Source organism: Bacillus solimangrovi (genome assembly GCF_001742425.1).
Classification (GTDB): domain Bacteria; phylum Bacillota; class Bacilli; order Bacillales; family Bacillaceae_N; genus Bacillus_AV; species Bacillus_AV solimangrovi.
In genome coordinates this window covers 20,728-38,979 of the sequence record NZ_MJEH01000064.1, presented here as the reverse complement: position 1 = coordinate 38,979, position 18,252 = coordinate 20,728, and the positions used below count along the sequence as shown (strand labels likewise).

At 34.5% G+C, this 18,252-nt stretch carries 23 protein-coding genes; 15 read left to right on the top strand and 8 right to left on the bottom strand.

The genetic code is table 11. The features are described 5' to 3' along the window. Positions 1 to 242: 242 nt before the first annotated feature. The 4 genes from BFG57_RS17765 (at position 243) to BFG57_RS17750 (ending at position 3,837) form a co-directional block, all read left to right on the top strand. The gene (locus BFG57_RS17765) at positions 243 to 893 is read left to right on the top strand and encodes a helix-turn-helix domain-containing protein (protein WP_069718847.1); all 651 of its coding nucleotides are present in this window, start codon (positions 243 to 245) and stop codon (positions 891 to 893) included. Between the two features lie 400 nt (positions 894 to 1,293). Beyond that, positions 1,294 to 2,223, top strand: a complete 930-nt coding sequence (locus tag BFG57_RS17760) for a helix-turn-helix transcriptional regulator (RefSeq protein ID WP_069718846.1) — start codon at positions 1,294 to 1,296, stop codon at positions 2,221 to 2,223. Between the two features lie 97 nt (positions 2,224 to 2,320). Continuing rightward, complete coding sequence (locus tag BFG57_RS17755; RefSeq protein ID WP_069718845.1) at positions 2,321 to 3,262, top strand: alpha/beta fold hydrolase; 942 nt, start codon at positions 2,321 to 2,323, stop codon at positions 3,260 to 3,262. Continuing rightward, positions 3,238 to 3,837: a YdeI/OmpD-associated family protein gene (locus BFG57_RS17750; protein ID WP_245676793.1), complete on the top strand. Its 600-nt coding sequence runs from the start codon at positions 3,238 to 3,240 to the stop codon at positions 3,835 to 3,837. Before BFG57_RS17755 ends, BFG57_RS17750 begins: the two co-directional genes overlap by 25 nt. 247 nt (positions 3,838 to 4,084) lie before the next feature. Here BFG57_RS17750 and BFG57_RS17745 read toward each other — a convergent pair whose 3' ends face one another. Further along, positions 4,085 to 4,666, bottom strand: a complete 582-nt coding sequence (locus tag BFG57_RS17745) for a CGNR zinc finger domain-containing protein (protein WP_083249328.1) — start codon at positions 4,664 to 4,666, stop codon at positions 4,085 to 4,087. Positions 4,667 to 4,836: 170 nt separating this feature from the next. Here BFG57_RS17745 and BFG57_RS17740 point away from each other — a divergent pair, with 170 nt between their 5' ends. Together BFG57_RS17740 and BFG57_RS17735 are read left to right on the top strand one after the other, a co-directional pair. Next, on the top strand, positions 4,837 to 5,691 hold the full coding sequence (locus tag BFG57_RS17740) for an alpha/beta fold hydrolase (RefSeq protein WP_069718844.1): 855 nt from the start codon (positions 4,837 to 4,839) through the stop codon (positions 5,689 to 5,691). Beyond that, complete coding sequence (locus tag BFG57_RS17735) at positions 5,688 to 6,176, top strand: transposase (protein WP_069718843.1); 489 nt, start codon at positions 5,688 to 5,690, stop codon at positions 6,174 to 6,176. The genes BFG57_RS17740 and BFG57_RS17735 overlap by 4 nt, the downstream gene beginning before the upstream one ends. Positions 6,177 to 6,244: 68 nt before the next feature. Here the strand turns inward: BFG57_RS17735 and BFG57_RS18720 are convergent, their stop codons facing one another. Next, the gene (locus BFG57_RS18720) at positions 6,245 to 6,565 is read right to left on the bottom strand and encodes a hypothetical protein (protein ID WP_139125182.1); all 321 of its coding nucleotides are present in this window, start codon (positions 6,563 to 6,565) and stop codon (positions 6,245 to 6,247) included. 99 nt (positions 6,566 to 6,664) lie between these two features. Then, positions 6,665 to 8,161 (bottom strand): TIGR00341 family protein, encoded by a 1,497-nt coding sequence (locus tag BFG57_RS17730; protein WP_069718842.1) that lies wholly within the window; start codon positions 8,159 to 8,161, stop codon positions 6,665 to 6,667. Between the two features lie 202 nt (positions 8,162 to 8,363). Here BFG57_RS17730 and BFG57_RS17725 point away from each other — a divergent pair, with 202 nt between their 5' ends. Together BFG57_RS17725 and BFG57_RS17720 are read left to right on the top strand one after the other, a co-directional pair. Next, positions 8,364 to 9,287, top strand: a complete 924-nt coding sequence (locus BFG57_RS17725) for an ABC transporter ATP-binding protein (RefSeq protein WP_069718841.1) — start codon at positions 8,364 to 8,366, stop codon at positions 9,285 to 9,287. Further along, a complete protein-coding gene (locus BFG57_RS17720; RefSeq protein WP_069718840.1) occupies positions 9,284 to 10,384 on the top strand; it encodes an ABC transporter permease in 1,101 nt (366 codons plus the stop codon). Before BFG57_RS17725 ends, BFG57_RS17720 begins: the two co-directional genes overlap by 4 nt. Positions 10,385 to 10,463: 79 nt before the next feature. On the opposite strand, the gene BFG57_RS17715 is transcribed toward BFG57_RS17720, so the two are convergent. From BFG57_RS17715 to BFG57_RS17705, 3 genes are all read right to left on the bottom strand, one after another. Next, positions 10,464 to 11,279 (bottom strand): MBL fold metallo-hydrolase, encoded by an 816-nt coding sequence (locus BFG57_RS17715; RefSeq protein WP_069718839.1) that lies wholly within the window; start codon positions 11,277 to 11,279, stop codon positions 10,464 to 10,466. Positions 11,280 to 11,883: 604 nt separating this feature from the next. Beyond that, positions 11,884 to 12,132, bottom strand: a complete 249-nt coding sequence (locus BFG57_RS17710; protein ID WP_069718838.1) for a hypothetical protein — start codon at positions 12,130 to 12,132, stop codon at positions 11,884 to 11,886. Between the two features lie 38 nt (positions 12,133 to 12,170). After that, positions 12,171 to 13,706 (bottom strand): DUF5050 domain-containing protein, encoded by a 1,536-nt coding sequence (locus tag BFG57_RS17705; RefSeq protein WP_069718837.1) that lies wholly within the window; start codon positions 13,704 to 13,706, stop codon positions 12,171 to 12,173. A 386-nt stretch (positions 13,707 to 14,092) separates the two neighbouring features. Here BFG57_RS17705 and BFG57_RS17700 point away from each other — a divergent pair, with 386 nt between their 5' ends. From BFG57_RS17700 to BFG57_RS17680, 6 genes are all read left to right on the top strand, one after another. Continuing rightward, positions 14,093 to 14,749: a VC0807 family protein gene (locus BFG57_RS17700; RefSeq protein WP_069718836.1), complete on the top strand. Its 657-nt coding sequence runs from the start codon at positions 14,093 to 14,095 to the stop codon at positions 14,747 to 14,749. Positions 14,750 to 14,839: 90 nt separating this feature from the next. Beyond that, a complete protein-coding gene (locus BFG57_RS17695; RefSeq protein WP_069718835.1) occupies positions 14,840 to 15,076 on the top strand; it encodes a hypothetical protein in 237 nt (78 codons plus the stop codon). Positions 15,077 to 15,341: 265 nt separating this feature from the next. Beyond that, positions 15,342 to 15,578, top strand: coding sequence for a hypothetical protein (locus tag BFG57_RS17690; RefSeq protein WP_069718834.1), 237 nt, complete (start codon positions 15,342 to 15,344; stop codon positions 15,576 to 15,578). Positions 15,579 to 15,613: 35 nt separating this feature from the next. Next, positions 15,614 to 15,790 (top strand): hypothetical protein, encoded by a 177-nt coding sequence (locus BFG57_RS19115; RefSeq protein ID WP_175428388.1) that lies wholly within the window; start codon positions 15,614 to 15,616, stop codon positions 15,788 to 15,790. Positions 15,791 to 15,827: 37 nt separating this feature from the next. Continuing rightward, positions 15,828 to 16,094 (top strand): hypothetical protein, encoded by a 267-nt coding sequence (locus BFG57_RS17685; RefSeq protein WP_069718833.1) that lies wholly within the window; start codon positions 15,828 to 15,830, stop codon positions 16,092 to 16,094. Positions 16,095 to 16,234: 140 nt separating this feature from the next. After that, the gene (locus tag BFG57_RS17680; RefSeq protein WP_069718832.1) at positions 16,235 to 16,513 is read left to right on the top strand and encodes a hypothetical protein; all 279 of its coding nucleotides are present in this window, start codon (positions 16,235 to 16,237) and stop codon (positions 16,511 to 16,513) included. 183 nt (positions 16,514 to 16,696) lie between these two features. On the opposite strand, the gene BFG57_RS17675 is transcribed toward BFG57_RS17680, so the two are convergent. Continuing rightward, entirely contained in the window at positions 16,697 to 17,431 is a 735-nt protein-coding gene (locus BFG57_RS17675; RefSeq protein WP_069718831.1) for a tetratricopeptide repeat protein, read from the bottom strand. Positions 17,432 to 17,462: 31 nt separating this feature from the next. Continuing rightward, positions 17,463 to 17,750, bottom strand: coding sequence for a hypothetical protein (locus tag BFG57_RS17670; protein ID WP_245676792.1), 288 nt, complete (start codon positions 17,748 to 17,750; stop codon positions 17,463 to 17,465). A 42-nt stretch (positions 17,751 to 17,792) separates the two neighbouring features. Between BFG57_RS17670 and BFG57_RS17665 the strand changes: the two genes are divergently transcribed. After that, positions 17,793 to 18,089 carry a sortase family protein gene (locus tag BFG57_RS17665; RefSeq protein ID WP_069718829.1) on the top strand — a complete coding sequence of 99 codons (297 nt, stop codon included), beginning with the start codon at positions 17,793 to 17,795 and terminating at the stop codon, positions 18,087 to 18,089. Positions 18,090 to 18,252 lie beyond the last annotated feature (163 nt).

Genomic DNA, 18,252 nt, shown 5'->3' with positions numbered 1-18,252 from the left:
ATAATTTAATATGGTACCTGTAGTTAGGACACTTGAAAGAGAGTGTTTTACCTATAGGTATTTTTCATTTAAAATTATTAACTACACATTCCAAATATTTGAAAAATGTTAAAAATAAGAAGTGGAGTTCCTAAAAACGGTAATGTCAGCGACTCTGACACTACTTTTATTATAGGTGACACCGTTTAACGCTAAGTCTTTTTATAAAATCTTATTAAAATAAAAGCAAAGGAGGATATATTATGACTACAATTGCAGAAAAAATAAAATCAAGACGTATCGACAAAGATTTAACTCAACAAGCATTCGCAGATTTATTAAATGTTTCGAGGTCAACAGTTTCAAATTGGGAGACTAATAGAAATTATCCTGACTTGGACACATTAGTTAAAATAAGTGATTTACTAGATATTTCTCTTGATAATTTACTTAGGGAAGAAGAAAAAATGGTAAATGAAATCACAAATGAAGTGAAAAAAAGCAGCAAAAGGAAATGGATATTACGTGTAGTAGTACCATTATTTATCCTTAGTTTAGTGATAACAACACACTTTGTAATTCAAGATGTAAGTGCTGTACGGGACGTGCTTTTCCCTAAGGAAATGGTATTGGTTGAAGTGGATAATGAAGCAAGTCAATGGAATACAATTTACGTTGAAGATAAAGACTATTTTATATTCAATACTATTTTTTGGGATAAAGAAATTATAAATGATGGAAATAATGAAAAAAATATTATTTTCCGAGTTAAAGATTCGAAAGGTAGTATTGTGAAAGATAATATAGAAATTCCTAGTGGTACTAGTATTATTTTGAAAGAGTTAGAGAGGGGAGAAAAGTATTTTTTCGAAATGAAAGGTGCTGCTGGTAGATATTTTATTAGTTTCTCATAATGTTTGATGAAATATTTTAACTTGAGTGTTTTATCACGTTTCAACTGACGCTAGAGAATCTACGAAGTTTAAATGGGAGAGGATCTTAGTCATACCCTTGAGGTAGTATGCGTCAGTAATTACCTGATTGTTTCAACTAACCATCAGTGGGTGATGGAGAAAAACCCCCACTGATGGAAGATTCACTTTATTGGAGAATGTTATGTAAGGTTGAAATAGCTAAATTTTATTAGGATGTCATGGTAATGGGTAAAAACGATAGTAGAAAGATAATAAATGATATTATAAATATTACGTGGCATCAAGACGTTCAGCGATCATAAGCATGATATGTTAAAAATGCTTTGACAAAAATACCTTATACTCTAGAATATGCTAAACATATATTAAGGAGATGAATATGAAAATAGACCGTATGCTGACAATCATTGTTATTTTACTTAATAGAAGTCGAATATCAGCAAAAGAACTTGCGGAAAAGTTTGAAGTTTCAGTTCGAACGATTTACAGAGACATTGAATCTATTAATATGGCTGGTATTCCAATAATATCATACCCTGGGAATAATGGCGGTTTTGGTATTAGGGAGAATTATAAATTAAATCATCAGTTGCTTACACTAAACAATTTGTGTTCCATTCTTTCAGTGCTTAAAGGTGTTAGCTCAACATTTGAGGATGTTGAGCTTGAATCATCCATAGAAAAACTGCGAAATATTATTCCACAGGATAAAACTCATCATCTTGACCTGCATATGGAGCAAATCATAATTGGTATGCAGCCTTGGGCATACACCTCAAAACAAAAAGAGCTGGTCAAAAACATTCGGAATGCTATTACTCAATCACTATTGATTACAATTATATATAGAAACTATGCAAACGAAACGAGTACAAGGCAGATAGAACCGATGTCATTAATCTTTAAAGGTTATACATGGTACCTGTTTGGCTATTGTCACTTAAAAACAGATTTCAGGGTATTCAGGATTTCACGCATTATTGATTTGCAGGTTGAAGATGTACGATTCGAGCGTAGGGAAAAGTCATATCAAGAAATTGAAGAGGCATCAAAGGATCAGGTATCTTTAACTAGCATTACATTAAAATTCGTACCCCAGGTGAGGTCCCGAGTTGAAGATATTTTTGACAAAGAAAATATAGAAATTCTGAACACAGGTGAACTGATTGTGACTGCACAATTTCCAGAGAAGGAATGGTATTTCGGATTGATATTCAGTTTTGGCGAACACGTCGAAGTGTTAGGTCCTGAAAGGGTACGCCAAGCTGTTGCATCTAGAATAAAGTCGATGCATGAAAAATATCAATAAAATTATTTTTTCAAACCTGACATGCTAGTGTCACACCACTTTGCTACTATGCTAACTGTAACAGTCTTTTAGTACAGTTAGTATAGGAGGAAATATGATGATAAATAAAACTGATTTTCCAAAGCTTAGCCTTATTTCAGTCAACGGTGTGGAACTTGAAGTCTTTGAAGCAGGTCGACAAAATTTAGGAAAACCTATTGTACTCTGTCATGGCTGGCCAGAGCATGCCTTTTCTTGGCGCTATCAGGTACCTGCCCTTGTCGACGCAGGCTACCATGTTATCGTCCCAAACCAACGGGGTTATGGCAACTCATCCCGTCCGACTGAAGTAACCGATTATGACATCGAACACTTGTCGGGTGATCTCATCGCACTTCTCGATCACTACGGATACGAAGACGCTACCTTTGTCGGTCATGATTGGGGTTCAATGGTCGTTTGGGGGCTGACCTTATTGCATCCAAACCGTGTAAATAAAGTGATAAATCTGAGTTTGCCTTACCAAGAGCGCGGAGAAAGACCATGGATCAAGTTCATGGAAGAAATATTTGGAGGAGACTACTATTTTGTTCACTTCAATCGACAGCCGGGTGTCGCAGATGCCGTATTAGAAGAAAATACATTCCAATTCCTTCGCAACTTGTACCGAAAGAATGAGCCATTCAGAGAGCCTCAGCCAGGTATGGCGATGATTAATCTTGCCAGAGCAGAAACACCGCTCGGTGAACCAATAATGAGCGACAGCGAACTGGCCGTTTTTGTCTCTTCCTTCGAATCATCAGGGTTCACGGGGAGTATAAATTGGTATAGAAACCTTGACCGCAACTGGCACTTATTGGCGAACGTGAACCCAATCATCCAACAGCCTGCACTTATGATCTATGGCGACCGGGATGTGATCCCGAAGTCTGAAAAACTAACAGAGTTCGTGCCCAATGTGGAAGTGGTCAGTTTGGATTGCGGTCATTGGATTCAGCAAGAAAAGCCGGAAGAAACAAACCAAGCGATTTTGAAATGGCTGGAACAATGGGAGATGTAATTTTTTTCAACAACCAAGAAGAGTTTAACGATTGGTTAGAAGAACATCATGCTGAAGCTAGTGAAATTTGGGTGGGCTATTTCAGGGTAAGTACAGGGCGTGAAAGCCTTACTTGGCCTGCATCAGTAGATGCCGCTCTTTGTTTTGGGTGGATTGACGGTATACGAAAAACCATTGATAAACAAACCTATAAGATTCGCTTTACTCCGCGCAAAGTAAATAGTGTATGGAGTGCTGTGAACGTAAAGAAGGTAAAAGCACTAATACAGCTTGGAAAGATGAGACCAGAAGGAATGCATGCCTTTAACAACAGAACCGATGCACAAGGCTATTCCTCTGAACAAAGAAACGTGGAACTTGCCAAAGAATATGAGGAACAAATCAAGGCAAATCAAACAGCATGGCTATTCTTCACTAATTTAGCACCATCCTATAAAAGAGATTCTATCTGGTGGGTAATGAGCGCCAAGAAAGAAGAAACACGATTAAGAAGGCTTGGAATATTGATCGCTTCATCTGAAGAAGGGATAAAAATTCCAACATTGCAAAAAAACAATGAAAACATTACAGAATAAGGTAACATAAATAACAAAGGAATCGTTAAAAGGATTTTGAGTACTGCGTTAGGGAGCCCTAAATAAATAGTATTGTTCAGTCGGCAAAAAGAAATAGCCATAACTCTCATTATATAAATGAGAATTATGGCTTTTTATATGATTTAGAATCTACCAAGCGATTTGAAGCAATTTTTTCAGAAATTGATATTGATCCACTTATCTATATTCTCTAAGAATTGTACCAAATAGAGTCATTGCTTACTTTCTACCTCTTCGTCTCCTTCTTTTTTTCATAAAAGGTTTTTGCTTTATGTCTGTTACCACATGTTTCCATTCGGCACCATCTTCTTTTTCCATTTTTAGAATAATCCACAAAATGAAGGATACACTTTTTATTTTCACATTTCCGTATTCGTTCTGGTTTGACCTCTGTAATCGTTTGAATGATTGATTTTGAGATTTTCAATAAAACATCATCTTGCTTAGTTTTCCCTATCACTACCATTTGGATTTCTGGATCAATATTAATGCTTACGTTTACTGATAAATGGGCTACAAAATCTTGAAATTGTTGATAAGCTGATTTCTTCGTTTTTTGAATCGTCCCATTATTTTTAAGTTCATTTAGGATGAGAAAACAAAGTTTGCGTAAATTTTTTAATCCATCTATCATTTTTGTATTTACAAGGGATATGTCCTTATCTTTTATTAAGTGATTTTGTTTCAACCATTCTATTGTCCATTCCTTAGTAGCTAATAAATCTACTTCATTTTCGTTTTCTATTAATATTGTGTTTGTTAGATTAATCCAGTAGGAACCACCACTTAAAACAGATGTTAAATTCATCGAAATCACCTCAACTCAAATTATAACCTTTAAAAATACTCTTTACTAGTTATATGATGATGTAATATTGCATAATTATAACCATCAAAAATTAATATTAATGGTTATGAAAAAGAGGGATGTTTAGTCATTTAATTTTTATTAATAAAAAATATGAGGTGATTTTATTTATGTCTATTCAATACAAATTTGTAGAAATTGAAAAAGTAAACATTTTTTATCGCGAAGCTGGGAACAAAAATCATCCTACAATTTTATTACTTCATGGATTTCCGTCTTCATCGCACATGTATCGAAACTTATTACCTGAGCTATCAGATGAATATTATGTGGTCGCGCCTGATTTACCTGGTTTTGGAAATAGTGATCAACCATCGATTTCGAATTTTGAATATTCTTTTGAACACTTTGCTCAAATGATCAATCAATTTCTAACGCAACTCGAAATTGATCAATTTCATTTATATGTGCATGACTATGGAGCTCCTGTTGGATTTATATTAGCAACAAAAATTCCTGAGCGTATCTTATCGATCATTTCACAAAATGGTAACGCGTATGAGGAGGGTTTACTTTCTGCCTGGGATTCCATTCGTGCTTATTGGAAACATCCCTCTGAAGAAAATAAAAACAATTTAGAAGGTTTATTAGATGTGGAATTCACAAAACATCAGTATATTAATGGAACTCGTAGTCCCGAGTCAATTAGTCCAGATTCATGGAATATGGATCAATACAATTTAAATAAATCAGGAAACAAGGAGATACAGATTACATTATTTTATGATTATCGAAATAATTTAAAAAAGTACTCTTTATTTCATGAATACTTCAGAAATTTTCAACCACCAGTATTAATAGCATGGGGTAAAAATGATTTATTTTTTGGTCCTCAAGGAGCATATGCTTTTGAAAATGATCTTAAGAATGTTGAAGTACACTTACTAGATACGGGGCATTTTCCATTAGAGGAAGATTTAGAAACGAGTTCGAAGTTAATAAAACAATTTTTGAGCAATTTGTGAAAATAAATCTAAAAAAAATCAATAAGAAAAATAGCGAACGAAAAAACGTAGCTTGGTTCGGTTATAAAGCACACTTAGCTGTTGATACACAGAACCAATATATCCTTCAAACGTTGATGTCATCGGCAAGTTTAAGTGATGGAAAAGGAGCTATTCCATTATTAAAAGAGATACATGAGACACTTCATTTACCCATTCGTTATGGAATATTAAATGCTGGATATGATTTTAAGTCGATTTATCAACAACTACACAACATGAATGCTCAAGGTATTTTCGCTTATAACCTTTGCGTTGAGCAAGAAGTTGAAGGAGTTGGCGGAAATTTCGCTCCAACCTGCGTTCGTGAATGTTCTTATCAATATGAAGTTTACTTTATCACATTTCAACTAATGCTAAGACTTCCTCTTCAAAACTTAGGGAAATCAACGGAGTTTAAGTGGATAGGGCCTTCGTTATACCCTAGTGGTAACAAGCGTCAGTAATTACCTGATTGGTTCAACTAACTATCAGTGGAGGATGAAGAAAAACCTTCACTGATAGAAGTTTCACTTTACACACTATCGATAAACCTTCCAAACCAATACAGTGATGTTGCAACTAGCATTAATAACAATGTTAGCGATATTGTCAGGATGCTCATAACCATCGTTCTGAAATTCTTCACACCACCAAGCCCAATCACGGCAAACAAGAGAGTGAGAGTTGAAGAGATTAAGAGTATGGTAAGCGGATTAACTTCGATAGATCCAATTGAGATGTTGCTGTCAAATCCCTTAGATGTGATAAAGAAAAAGATACCTACACATATAAGGGAGCAAAAAAATGAATATGTGTTAATATGTCCGAGCCAATTTCTTTTTTGTATGTGCAACAGATTCTTCACCTCTACTAGCAATTATTTTCGTTCACTACCGAATCCACATGTTTCTCTTTCTTCATAATAATACTTAGCTGATTAAGTATGTAAAGGTTACGAAGCTTCATCAGCGCTTTCTTCTGGTACAATTTCTTCTCCAACAGTTTCATTCACACTTTCTTCTGTCTTTTCAGCACCACTTTCGACTTCTTCCAGTTCTTCGTTCTTTGCTTCTTCAATTTCTGGTTCTTCATATTGCAAAACGACCATTACTTTTCGTTTTAGCTTATTTTCTAGCACAGTTTCAATCGTTTTTATAAATTGATCATCAAGAATAGAGCCACCATCGATATTAAGCTCAACTAAATAAGTACCTGTTCCACGTTGATATTGAAACATAAAATCTTCAAGTGACGTACCTTCGAATAATACTAGCTTCTCAGTTACGACTTGTTCAATGACCTCTTCTGGTGTACCTGTTTGGATGACTTCAACTATTTTTTCTTCAGGTTTTGGTAATAATGACTGAAACGCATTTGTCGAACTTTCATTACTTACTTTTTGAACGAGTGTCACGTCAGCTTGCAGTTTTACTGGTGATGCTAATTTATATTCCAAACTATTTTCTAGCTTGCGAATATCTTCTGGATAAATAACTCGTTCAGTATTTAGCTCTGTATTTATCGCATACTCTTTATCGTCTTTGCTAAATTCAACTGACACAATTTTCGATTCAGGTGAAAGAACTGTTAATCCTTCTTCCAATGCGTTCCGAATCGTTTTCTCTGTTCGATCTGCTTCGATAGAATTAGCCATAAATATGACTAAAGGGATACAAATTAATACGAGTAATGTAAATGGATAAATGATATTATTTGTTGCTAGTCTACTAAACAATGTTTTGCGATCTTCATTAACAGAAATGTTCAAGTAATTTGATAGAGTTGGGTTCGTAAACCCAGCAATTTTAAATATAATGATTCCGATTACAATAATCGCTACCATATTTGCGAGAAAAAGTAGTAGGGCACCTGCGGCATACTGAAATTCTTGTTTTGCGATTGAAATTCCAACAACACATAATGGTGGCATTAAAGCTGTAGCGATCGCGACCCCAGGTAATGTTGCGCCTGAGCGATAACAGATGGCATACGTCCCAGCAGCACCAGAAGCTAATGCAATAATTAAATCAATTAATGTAGGCTCTGTTCTAGCAAGAATTTCTGGCGTTAAATCTGATACGGGTAGTAATAGGGTTAATAGAGCTGATAAAATGACAGCAATGGATGCACCGATAAATTCTGCTTTTATCGTCACTCTCAATAGTTTGTTATTCCCGTTTATTAATGCTAATGCGCTACCGAGAATCGGATTCATAAGCGGAGCAATTAACATAGCACCGATAATGACAGCTGTACTATTTGATAATAAGCCGTAAGTTGCGACTGAGCATGACAACACAACCATGACGTAATAATACGTATCAGGTTTCGCTTCTTTTCTAATGCTCTTAATAATTTGATTTCTATCATTTGCAGATAATGTTCGCTTATGTGTTTTTACATCATTTACATGAGAAATATCTGGCGATTCATTCACTCTTTGTTCCATATTATTTCTTCCAATCTAGTATATTTTGAGGTGTTTACATGAATTATACATCTACACGTGCTAGATTAGAAGATTTTTGAAAATATGCAAATGATTCATAATGATTCAATGATCTAGGGGTAAAACAATCGTACCGATAATAGGAAAATGCTACAATAATGAAAATAGACTTTCAAACGTTAGGAGAAGGAGGAGTGATTTTATGGAACAACCACCTATTATAGAAGTAAAAAAGTTAGTGAAGACTTATGGAGATTTCACCGCTGTTAACGGAGTGGATTTTTCTGTACATAAAGGTGAAGTGTTCGGCTTGTTAGGTCCGAATGGTGCAGGAAAATCGACAACGATGGAGATGTTAGTCGGTCTTCGCAAACCTGATGGCGGAACAGCAACAATTGCAAGCTTTGACATAAAAAAAGAAATGAAAAAAGTGAAAAATGTGATTGGTGTTCAATTACAATCTACTTCACTGTTCGAGTTATTAACAGTAGAGGAAATTATACAGCTTTATGCGAGCTTTTACACAACTAACGTTTCCATCCCAACATTAATTGATGAAATGCTCTTAACCGAAAAGAAAAAAGACAGAGTGAAATCCTTATCTGGAGGGCAAAAGCAGAGACTCGCAATTGCATTAGCATTGATTCATGATCCACAAATCTTGTTTCTTGATGAACCAACGACTGGTCTTGACCCACAAGCAAGAAGAACATTATGGGACATTATCCTACGGTTAAAAGAAAGAGGAAAATCGATTGTTCTGTCTACTCATTACATGGATGAAGCACATGTATTATGTGACAGAATTGCTATTATGGATCGCGGACAATTAATCGCTTTAGATACACCACTAAACTTAGTGAAAAGCCTTCAATCAGATAGCGCAGTTGAATTTCGCCTTGAAAATAAAGATTACACAGATTTTGAGCATATTGAAGGAGTCAAACAAGTAAGTAAGCGAGAAGATGTATTCGTACTATATACCGATCATTTGCAGCGCACGCTCACAAGCCTCATCGAGACAGCATCAAATCAGCATCTAGAATTAGTAGACTTGCAAACGAGAACAGCAACATTAGAAGATGTGTTTATCCATATGACTGGAAGGAGTTTGAGAGAAGCATGAAGGCTTATTGGCAGTTAACGTTAGCACAGCTTCGTATATTTGCACGAAATCGGCAAGTGTTGTTTTGGACATTATTTTTTCCAGTATTCCTTATGCTCATGCTCGGCTCTTTCCTCGGTTCGGGCAATGGTATCTCCCTTTCAATCGCTATAATAGATGAAGAAAATTCTAAGCAAAGTAGTGAATTTATTTCTGTTTTCGAAGATAATGAAGCGGTTCAATTAGAGCAAGATCTTACAGAAGAAGAAGCGTTATCACTGTTGAATACAGGTGATCTACAGCTCGTTGTTATCGTTCCAAAGGGCTTTGCAAATAGTGTTACTCAAGTAAATGCAGATGAATCAGTTTTAAAAATTCCTGTTTATTATAATGAAACAAACTTTGCTGTATCCCAAATTGGTTTAACGCTTGTTGATAGTGTTGTTGATGGCATTAGTAAACAAATGGTAGACTACCACCCTGTCGTCGTTACTGAAGCAAAAGGGGTAGAAGCGTTAGATCTTCAATATATCGATTTTCTCGTGCCAGGTATTGTTGCAATGATGATTATGAGTAACAACATGAACGGTGTGGCTGGACAAATTTCTGCGTGGAGAGAACGTGGCATTTTACGGAGAATGCAAGGAACAACATTAAAGGCTTCTACATTTATTGCCGGACAAATTACAGCAAGATTATTATTGAATGGTTTACAAGCGATGATCGTATTGCTTATCGGGAATCTCGTTTTCGATGTTCAAGTAAGTGGATCTTGGCTTACACTTACGTTATTTGTCATCTTAGGAACACTCGCATTTATGGCGATTGGTTTTATTATAGCTGGTATCGCCAAAACACCAGAAAGTGCTGCCCCAATAGCTGGCTTTCTATCATTCCCAATGCTGTTTTTAGGAGGCGTATTTTTTCCTATCAATAATATGCCAGATTTCCTACAGCCAGTTGTGAAATTATTACCGATTTCACACTTAAGTACAGCATTACGTGAAGTCATGAATGTAGGAGCTTCGCTAAGTACGATGTGGCTTGAAGCCGTTATTTTAATTGGCTGGTTAATTGGCGCATTTATCGTGGCAAGCTTTACATTTAAGTGGGAGTAATTTTATTTTTGAATTTGATTGATACAACAAACAGCCGATGTATATCAGAAATGATTATACATCGGCTTTGTTTTACAACTCAACCTAGTAACTTCTCTTCGTTAAGAATGGACGTTACGATATGTGATGAGGAATTTTCAAACAAAGAAAAATAGTTGAGTGGTGTTCGCCTCGGAAAAAGCTTCTTTTGAATTTGTTTAGCGGAGAGCCCTTTTTCGTGAAGTGCTAGCACTTTGCCTTGAACTTCCTCCAAGTAGGCAAGCTTCAACGCCAGTTTCTCTTTTCCATTTTCACTCATGCCTGTGTGAGCGCAAAACATTGTTGAAAAATCGTAAGTCAAAATCTTTCGTATCGATTTGATTAAGATCGGAACAGATTCAAACGCAAACATTGATTTTGGATGTGACGTTAAATATAGGTCACCGCTGAATAACCAGCCCGTTTCTTTATTAAATAAAACAACATGGTCGTGAGCATGACCCGGAGTATGAACAACTTCAAATGTATGTTTCTCTGTTTCTATCGTTTTGGGAATTGCCTCAGGTGTAAAAGAACTGCTGCTTCCCCAAAACAATCTTCTATATAACGGAATATGTTTGACATGTATACAGTCCTCTATCCCCGTTTCATGAATATACATCGGGACTTCAAAGTTCTCTTGTATCCATTTTGACGTTCCAGTATGATCCTCGTGGTGGTGAGTATGGACAACTTGTGTGAAGGGGATTGTTTTTAAATGCTTTTTTAATTCATCTTCATTGTTGCTAGGACCCGTATCAATAAGTAGACCATCAACAAAATACAGATAGTTTTTTAATTTTACATTCATAAAAGATACCGTTGATTGAACCATTTTTACGCCTTCATGTTCAAATTGTGCAAGCACCTTTTTCATTCCTTTCCCATCAATCTTTTTATAGAGGGTGTTCAAAAAGTTCAGGAAAAATGACTGTCGAATACCTGCGTTGGCTTGCTTTTCCGCTCCTCATGTACCCTGCAAATGTACACTGCGGTGCTCCAACCTTCTCCGCCTTGCTCTTCTCCGTCCTTTTAGTCCTCCTTTTTGAATATGTTCTAATAGTATAATTTATTTTTGTGTAAAATTACAGCAATTTTTAGAAAAATTAGAATTTAAGTTAGTCTATATGTTGTATCTTGTTGCAGACAAGAGGGGAATGTTATATTAATCAAATTTCTTGAATGATCATGTGAACATCATAGTATTTAAGAATTAATTTTAATTAGGAAGTGACCACGAGGGGATAGGTTGTGGAGCTAGACATATATAAACGTAGTTTAGTGAATGGTACTTTGATCAAATTGTATACTTACCTTTATTGAAAAACAAAAAACACCTTATTTCTCAGACTAGACTGACCTAGTCATAAACGAGAAATAAGGTTATTTTATTTATAATTAGAGGTTTCATTTTATAAACTATCGATAAACCTTCCAAACAACAACAGAGATGTGGTAATCAGCATTAATAACAAAGTTACTTATATTGTCAGCATCCTCACCATTGCTGTTCTGAAACTTTTCACACTACCAAGCCCTAGCACGCCAAATATGACTATGATGATTGAAAGAATCAAAGGGATTGTAAGTGGATGAATATCGATAGCTTCAAAAGAGCCACCGTTTAATGGATTAAATGCTATAAGTAAAAAGAAACTAACACATATAAGGGAGCTAACAAATGAATAAGTATTAAAAAGTTTGATCCAATTTCTTTCACGCTTATGCATTGGCTTCTTCTCCTTTACAAGCTGTTATCTTCGTTCATTTACCAAAATAACATTTGATAGTGGGTGCCATCTGTTTTGACTCGATGTGAATTCGTTGAAGTTTGGTAATAGATCCATTCTCCAACAACGTCAAAGCCTTGTATGGAGAAGCCTTTCGTAATGTGTGTCAATGATGTACCGTCATTTTTCATTTTATAAATATTATCCCATGAGACGAAATAAATCCAATCACCATGTACTTTGAAGTCGTCCATCACATAAAAATAATACTCATCGAATGGTGAATTTATTTTTTGTTTGTTTTGTCCATTTAGGTCCATCGTATATAACTCAATTGAAACGGATTGACTACTATCGCCCATCATTTCTTCAGGAAAACGGATATAGTAGACTTTATCGCCAACAATTTGCATCGAAACCGCAAGTTCCTCTGTATTGATCGCCTCAAGTTGTGAGCCATCAGTGTTCATACGATAGATGTTGCTGCATTTTTTACTGTAACCACAATCTTTCTTAATTAAAAGGTAGATTTGATCATTGACGACTTGAATATGGGAAGGTTCACTTTTCATGTCGTCTGCGACATCTGCTAGGTCATCGTAGCCTTCATACAATTTCTGTTTGTTTGTCCCATTTGTTTTTGCTTTATATAAAGTAACCTTCCAATCTGAATAATTGTAAGACGTATAATAGAGTGAGTCACCTGCAACGACCAAATCAACTATTTGATTATCTTGGATAATAGTTTGACGTTGAGTGCCGTCTGTTTTCATTTTCTTAATCGGATTCTTACTACCGAACGTACCCATCCCATTCGGAACGATGTAATAAATCCAGTCATTCTCAATGTTCAAATCAGTAGTCGGTTCGTTCGCAAGCACCTCTCGATTGGTTTCATCATCATATTGAAATTTGGTTAAGGTACCACCGCGATTGAAACCGTCATTATAATAGACGTACTCTCCTTGTAATAAAACAGTTCCAGGACCATTCGTATTAATCATGTTCGTTACGGATTCTTGCTCTTCATTTTGTGGAGAGAGTGTTGTGATCATCTGCTCGAATTGCTCCTGATTCGGTTTGATGTCATATTTTTCATCATCGATAACGATCAGTCCGTCATACCATGTGATCTTCTTTTGTAACGATTCTACAGTCGCACGTAATGGTACATATGTTTGTCCTTGAATGACTTGTGGTGCTGTATCGAGATCAATGATTTCGCCATTCACAATCATGAAGGCAAACCCGACATTCAATTGAATCAACGTGTTCTCTTTTTTTATCGCTAATGAATTGCCTTCTTCTGCCCATATGATCTCTGCACCCATTTCTTCAGAAATAAAATCAACAGGTACGAGCGTATGACCATCCTTCTTCACAGGTGTTACATCCGCGTTATCTGGATCAATTTGTGTTAGCACACCGTTCACATATGTATTAGGACTATCAAGATATAAGATTAACGATTCATCCATGTTGAGTAACGAACCTTCTTCTGCTTGTACCGACAAACTACCTAAACTGAAAAAGAATAGAAAAAGAAAGCTGAATAATACCTTAAGATACTTCAACAACATCACTCCTTACATAAGTCATTATAATTTCATATTATCTAATAGATCGTGGGAGTATGATATGTTTCATCTCAACTGGTGCAAATATTTCATTTTATGATGGTTCGTTAACAAAGTCTTATTGTGAGATGATGGCGTATTTTTTACTGTGACTACAGACTTATTTTCTCTACGGAAATGGTAGAATCCTTTCGTTGAATGAGAGTAATTTTGAAATTAATGAAAAGATAGAAATGAAGGGTGTAGATGTAAGGTGATAAAAAAGAATTTTTTGGAAATTATATGTTAAAATATAAAAATATGAAATTCGACTAATGAGGTAGTATGTGCAACAAGAGACTGTTGAATGATTTTAAATTGTTTGGAGCGGAGGATGTGAAGTAGTGGGGAAAAATATCGTATTATTAGATCTTGTTTTTTATGTGATTTTACCATTGATTTGTTGGAATGGTTTGCGTGAAAGCATTGGTGATTATTATGCAATGCTAGCTTCTTCTGTCCCAGCTATTATCTATAGTCTGTATCGCTTTTACGAAGTTAAAAGAATAAATATTACTGGATTATATATCATCATTATATTAGTGATTGGTACTCTAATCGATGTATTAGCAGGTTCTGCTATGCAGTTGCTATGGAATAATGTTTATTATAGTCTAGCTCTTTGCACGTTTTTCTTAATGACGATTTTGATAAAAAAACCAATGGCTCTGTACTTCGCTTTAGATTTTGTAGAGCTACAAGGTGACGACCGTGTATTGAGCAAACATCTTTTCTATCAAAAAACGATATTTATACTTTTTCAGTTCGTAACCTTATTGTTTGCACTTAGAAGTGGCCTTTTGGCAGCGATAAAAGTTTGGTTAATCTCTGAATATGGTGTAGAGGCTTTTGATAAGGGGATAATTGTGAAGCAAACGATTAGTTGGCTTATCACGGCATTAACCGTAATCGGTTTCTTGTATATAAAGAAGGTAATTAATGATAACCCTGATTTATTAAATAAAGCTGAAAAGAACAATACGGTAGACATGAAAAGTTAGAAAAAGAGCTATAACATTCTTAGGTGTTTTGCAAAAACCACTAATAATTTTTAAAAACTTCAAAATTCAATTATAAAACAGGAGCGAGAAATGAGACGTTATTTAATGACGGTTGTTTTAATTTTGTTAGTGGGCTGTACAGTGAAAAATCAATTAACTTTAGAAGAAGAGGTAAGACAACACGTTGAAAATTACTTGTTTGCCGTTGAAACAGATGATGTTACATCGATAATCGAATATGCAGATGATTTAAGGTCTCCTGATAAAGAAGAACAAGAGAAAGAATACTTAGAAATTTCATTGAGTGAAGAAGTTTTCGAAACTTAAATAGTAGAGTTAAAAGAAATAAGTGAGATGAATTTCGAAGTAACAATTGAAGCTGTACTTGAAGGGGAAATAATTGAGTTTATTTTTCCTGTTGAAAAGCAATCAGAAGGTTGGAAAATTATAGTTGGTCAAAATTATTGAATAAACTGCCGAGAATATCCATCTAAAAAGGATTTTATCAACTTAACAATGTTAGGGATTGATTCGTATCTTATAATTACAAAATATGTTTTTATAGAAAAATAGAATAAAAGGTGGAATAGCTTTGGCTTTATTTATATCAATTATTTTATCAATTTTGTTAGGTTTTCTATTGTTTGTCATGGGTCCAATAGTTGGTGGTATTCTAGCTTTTGGTATCATTGTCGGTTGTTTGTTTAGAGGGTTGTCCCTTTTAAATGATATTCATAAACGAATTTCAAAAGTGACGCCAAAGCCAGATAGAGCAAGAGAGGCTTATGAAAACTACTTGAAAGAGAAAGAAGCGGAAGAGCAGGGGTAGAAGATTTTACAGCATATGAGTTGGGGAGAGCATTTATGTTAACCACTATTTTTTATCTAATTTCCATAATACTAGTTCTTATACTGTTCTTTGCATATAACGTAACAGTGAAAGAAGCTATAAATAAGTATGAGAGGAAAATTAAGCTTCAAGAAATGGAAATTGAACGCCTGAAATATGAGTTGAAAGAGGGGAAGCTAGGTGAAGTATAAGTTTTCAGATATGGAACAAGTGCTTTAAGAATTTGCAATGGAATATGATTTTGATTCATGGGATACGATTTTGTATCAAAATAGAGGTTCTGATAATGTTTATAAAATAAAATTATATGGCGAGGACGGGAAAAAACTTGCAACTAAAACAATCATACAGAATGAAGCTGATGAATCCATAGACATAATAGATAATGAATTACGCACTTTCTGCGCTGTTATTCACAGTAATTGCATGAAAGCAATAATTTCAAAGAACTGCGAACGAGTGCCAGCAATTGGCGCTCTTTTTTTAGACGGGTAACTTTCACTAAAAGTAAAAGGAAAATGTATTTTCTGTTGGGAAAAATGTAAGTTTTTTATATATTTTCTATTTACAAACTATTAATCTATAATTATACTTAAATGGTATATTTTATATTTTTTTTGAAAGGAGAGAATATCATGATGAAAAAAAGCTTTAAATTACTATTCGCAATTATGCTACTTTTTAGTGCTTATTCGGAATTTTCAGCAAGTGCTGCAGAAAATCCGAGAACAATTCGTGGGCATAAAGACTATTTTTCACCAGCTGGAATCCCATCTGAAGACTGGTTTTGTAGAGACCATGATGGATACGAGTATTGCGGAATGTTACAATTAAATTCTGTAAAACAGATAAGTATTGATCATTATATAGCTTATTATGCAGGCGATGGTTATATTACAGGAGTAGCTGATTAACTTATTATCCTTTTTTTGCTATTCTTTGCAATAGTTCTATGAAGCTACGATTTCAAAGCATTATAGAAACTAACAAATTAGAGTGACAATATTTCTTTCTCTATATTTTAAAAAAAGTTAATAAAAATACAAATCCATAGACTTTATTAAGGTCTGTGGATTTGTATTTATTTTTAGATTAAATTATTCAATAGAAGTCACTTTCTCTAATATAGGTTCAACCATAGCACTGTCAATCCATATCCTCATCATATAGAATTTCTTGAATTGGTTGTAGCTTGGAGAAAAGGGTAAAGGTGTCGGCTCATAACCTATAAAGTGTGAATTCAAATAAGGTTTTAACTTTTCTTTATCAAATCTTTCATTACACAAGTATATTTTTTCAATATTTTTTAGTGCTTGTGTTAACAAATTATTCTCTTCTCTATATCTTCCTTGTTTGTGATAAACATCTGCTAAAGTGATAAGATTTTTTATAAAACTATCGTCATATTCTACAGATTTTTCTAGATAGTACAACACTTCATCTTCTGAAACTTTGTCGCCCCATGTTTTCGCTAAATAACAAAGTGATTTAATTTGTGTGTCATTTTCTGATTCCAGACATTTGTCCAATAAGTTTTCAGTGTTCGAATCTACATAACCTCTATGCAAATAATGGATGAAAGCTAAAAAGAGCAATGCTTCCGAATTTTTCGGATCATAAGATAAAACCTGTCTCATACATTCTAAACTTTTCCAAAAATCAACTTCCGGTACTTCTAATACCACAGATGCTAATTCAAACCACAAATCTGTGTTTTGAGGTTCTAATACTAGCTGCCTATCTAATAACTCTTCAGCTTTTAGTATTTTTTGTCTAGTAGTAAACTGCTGTGAGGTATAAATTTTATCTAGATTCTCTCTTATAGAATACATACATATCCCTTCTTTTCTACTATATTATTCATTATTGTGAAGCTGACCATATTAAATTGTCAACGTCTCTTTTTGAATGACCAGGAAAAGCATTAAAACTTTTTAGTTCTCCATCTTGAACATGAAATCTAATTTCCAACGGCTTATTAGTTCTTCCGTAAACTGTACGAATTGTAGTGTCTCCACCATTCTTCACACTATTAAGTTCATCAACACGAATTATATCCTCATTTAAGTATTCCATTAAATCATCTAAATCACCGTAATCTTTAAATCTATCATTTACGTTAATTTTTAGAATGAAGGGAAAATAATTCATTCAACTGAAGATGTTATTGAAGTTATTGATTTAGGTTTAGAAATGAATCTATCAATTAAAGACATTACAACTAATAGAGAACAACTACAAATACAAGATGATATGGAAATTATTCAAGTCGATGAAAGTAATGAAGCTAATGAAGAACTAATAAATGAACAGATTAACTATATTGCAAATACGCCAATAGAAATCGAATTCCCTCAAAAGAAAAGGAAAGCTCCTATTCAAGCTGTAGGTCTTACTAAAAACGGGAATATGAGTGTTGCTGATGATGCAATAGTCGTTGGATGGTACAAGACGGCAGCAAAAAACACTTACCTTAATTACTGTAAATGAATATGACAAACAAGATATCACGTTTCAACTGACACTAAGCCTCTCCCACCTCAAAACTTGAAAAATCAACGAAGTATAAGTGGGAGAGGACCTTGATTATAACGTTGTAGTAGTAAGCGTCAGTAAATACTTTATTGGTTCAACTAACCATCAGTGGGGGATA

What these genes read in the sequence shown, in the direction of transcription:
- BFG57_RS17765 (WP_069718847.1), top strand. Translation starts at nt 243, where the DNA reads ATGACTACAATTGCAGAAAAAATAAAATCAAGACGTATCGACAAAGAT.
- BFG57_RS17760 (WP_069718846.1), top strand. Translation starts at nt 1,294, where the DNA reads ATGAAAATAGACCGTATGCTGACAATCATTGTTATTTTACTTAATAGA.
- BFG57_RS17755 (WP_069718845.1), top strand. Translation starts at nt 2,321, where the DNA reads ATGATAAATAAAACTGATTTTCCAAAGCTTAGCCTTATTTCAGTCAAC.
- BFG57_RS17750 (WP_245676793.1), top strand. Translation starts at nt 3,238, where the DNA reads ATGGCTGGAACAATGGGAGATGTAATTTTTTTCAACAACCAAGAAGAG.
- BFG57_RS17745 (WP_083249328.1), bottom strand. Translation starts at nt 4,666, where the DNA reads ATGAATTTAACATCTGTTTTAAGTGGTGGTTCCTACTGGATTAATCTA.
- BFG57_RS17740 (WP_069718844.1), top strand. Translation starts at nt 4,837, where the DNA reads ATGTCTATTCAATACAAATTTGTAGAAATTGAAAAAGTAAACATTTTT.
- BFG57_RS17730 (WP_069718842.1), bottom strand. Translation starts at nt 8,161, where the DNA reads ATGGAACAAAGAGTGAATGAATCGCCAGATATTTCTCATGTAAATGAT.
- BFG57_RS17725 (WP_069718841.1), top strand. Translation starts at nt 8,364, where the DNA reads ATGGAACAACCACCTATTATAGAAGTAAAAAAGTTAGTGAAGACTTAT.
- BFG57_RS17720 (WP_069718840.1), top strand. Translation starts at nt 9,284, where the DNA reads ATGAAGGCTTATTGGCAGTTAACGTTAGCACAGCTTCGTATATTTGCA.
- BFG57_RS17715 (WP_069718839.1), bottom strand. Translation starts at nt 11,279, where the DNA reads ATGAAAAAGGTGCTTGCACAATTTGAACATGAAGGCGTAAAAATGGTT.
- BFG57_RS17710 (WP_069718838.1), bottom strand. Translation starts at nt 12,132, where the DNA reads ATGCATAAGCGTGAAAGAAATTGGATCAAACTTTTTAATACTTATTCA.
- BFG57_RS17695 (WP_069718835.1), top strand. Translation starts at nt 14,840, where the DNA reads ATGAGACGTTATTTAATGACGGTTGTTTTAATTTTGTTAGTGGGCTGT.
- BFG57_RS19115 (WP_175428388.1), top strand. Translation starts at nt 15,614, where the DNA reads ATGTTAACCACTATTTTTTATCTAATTTCCATAATACTAGTTCTTATA.
- BFG57_RS17685 (WP_069718833.1), top strand. Translation starts at nt 15,828, where the DNA reads ATGGAATATGATTTTGATTCATGGGATACGATTTTGTATCAAAATAGA.
- BFG57_RS17680 (WP_069718832.1), top strand. Translation starts at nt 16,235, where the DNA reads ATGATGAAAAAAAGCTTTAAATTACTATTCGCAATTATGCTACTTTTT.
- BFG57_RS17675 (WP_069718831.1), bottom strand. Translation starts at nt 17,431, where the DNA reads ATGTATTCTATAAGAGAGAATCTAGATAAAATTTATACCTCACAGCAG.
- BFG57_RS17670 (WP_245676792.1), bottom strand. Translation starts at nt 17,750, where the DNA reads ATGAATTATTTTCCCTTCATTCTAAAAATTAACGTAAATGATAGATTT.
- BFG57_RS17665 (WP_069718829.1), top strand. Translation starts at nt 17,793, where the DNA reads ATGAATCTATCAATTAAAGACATTACAACTAATAGAGAACAACTACAA.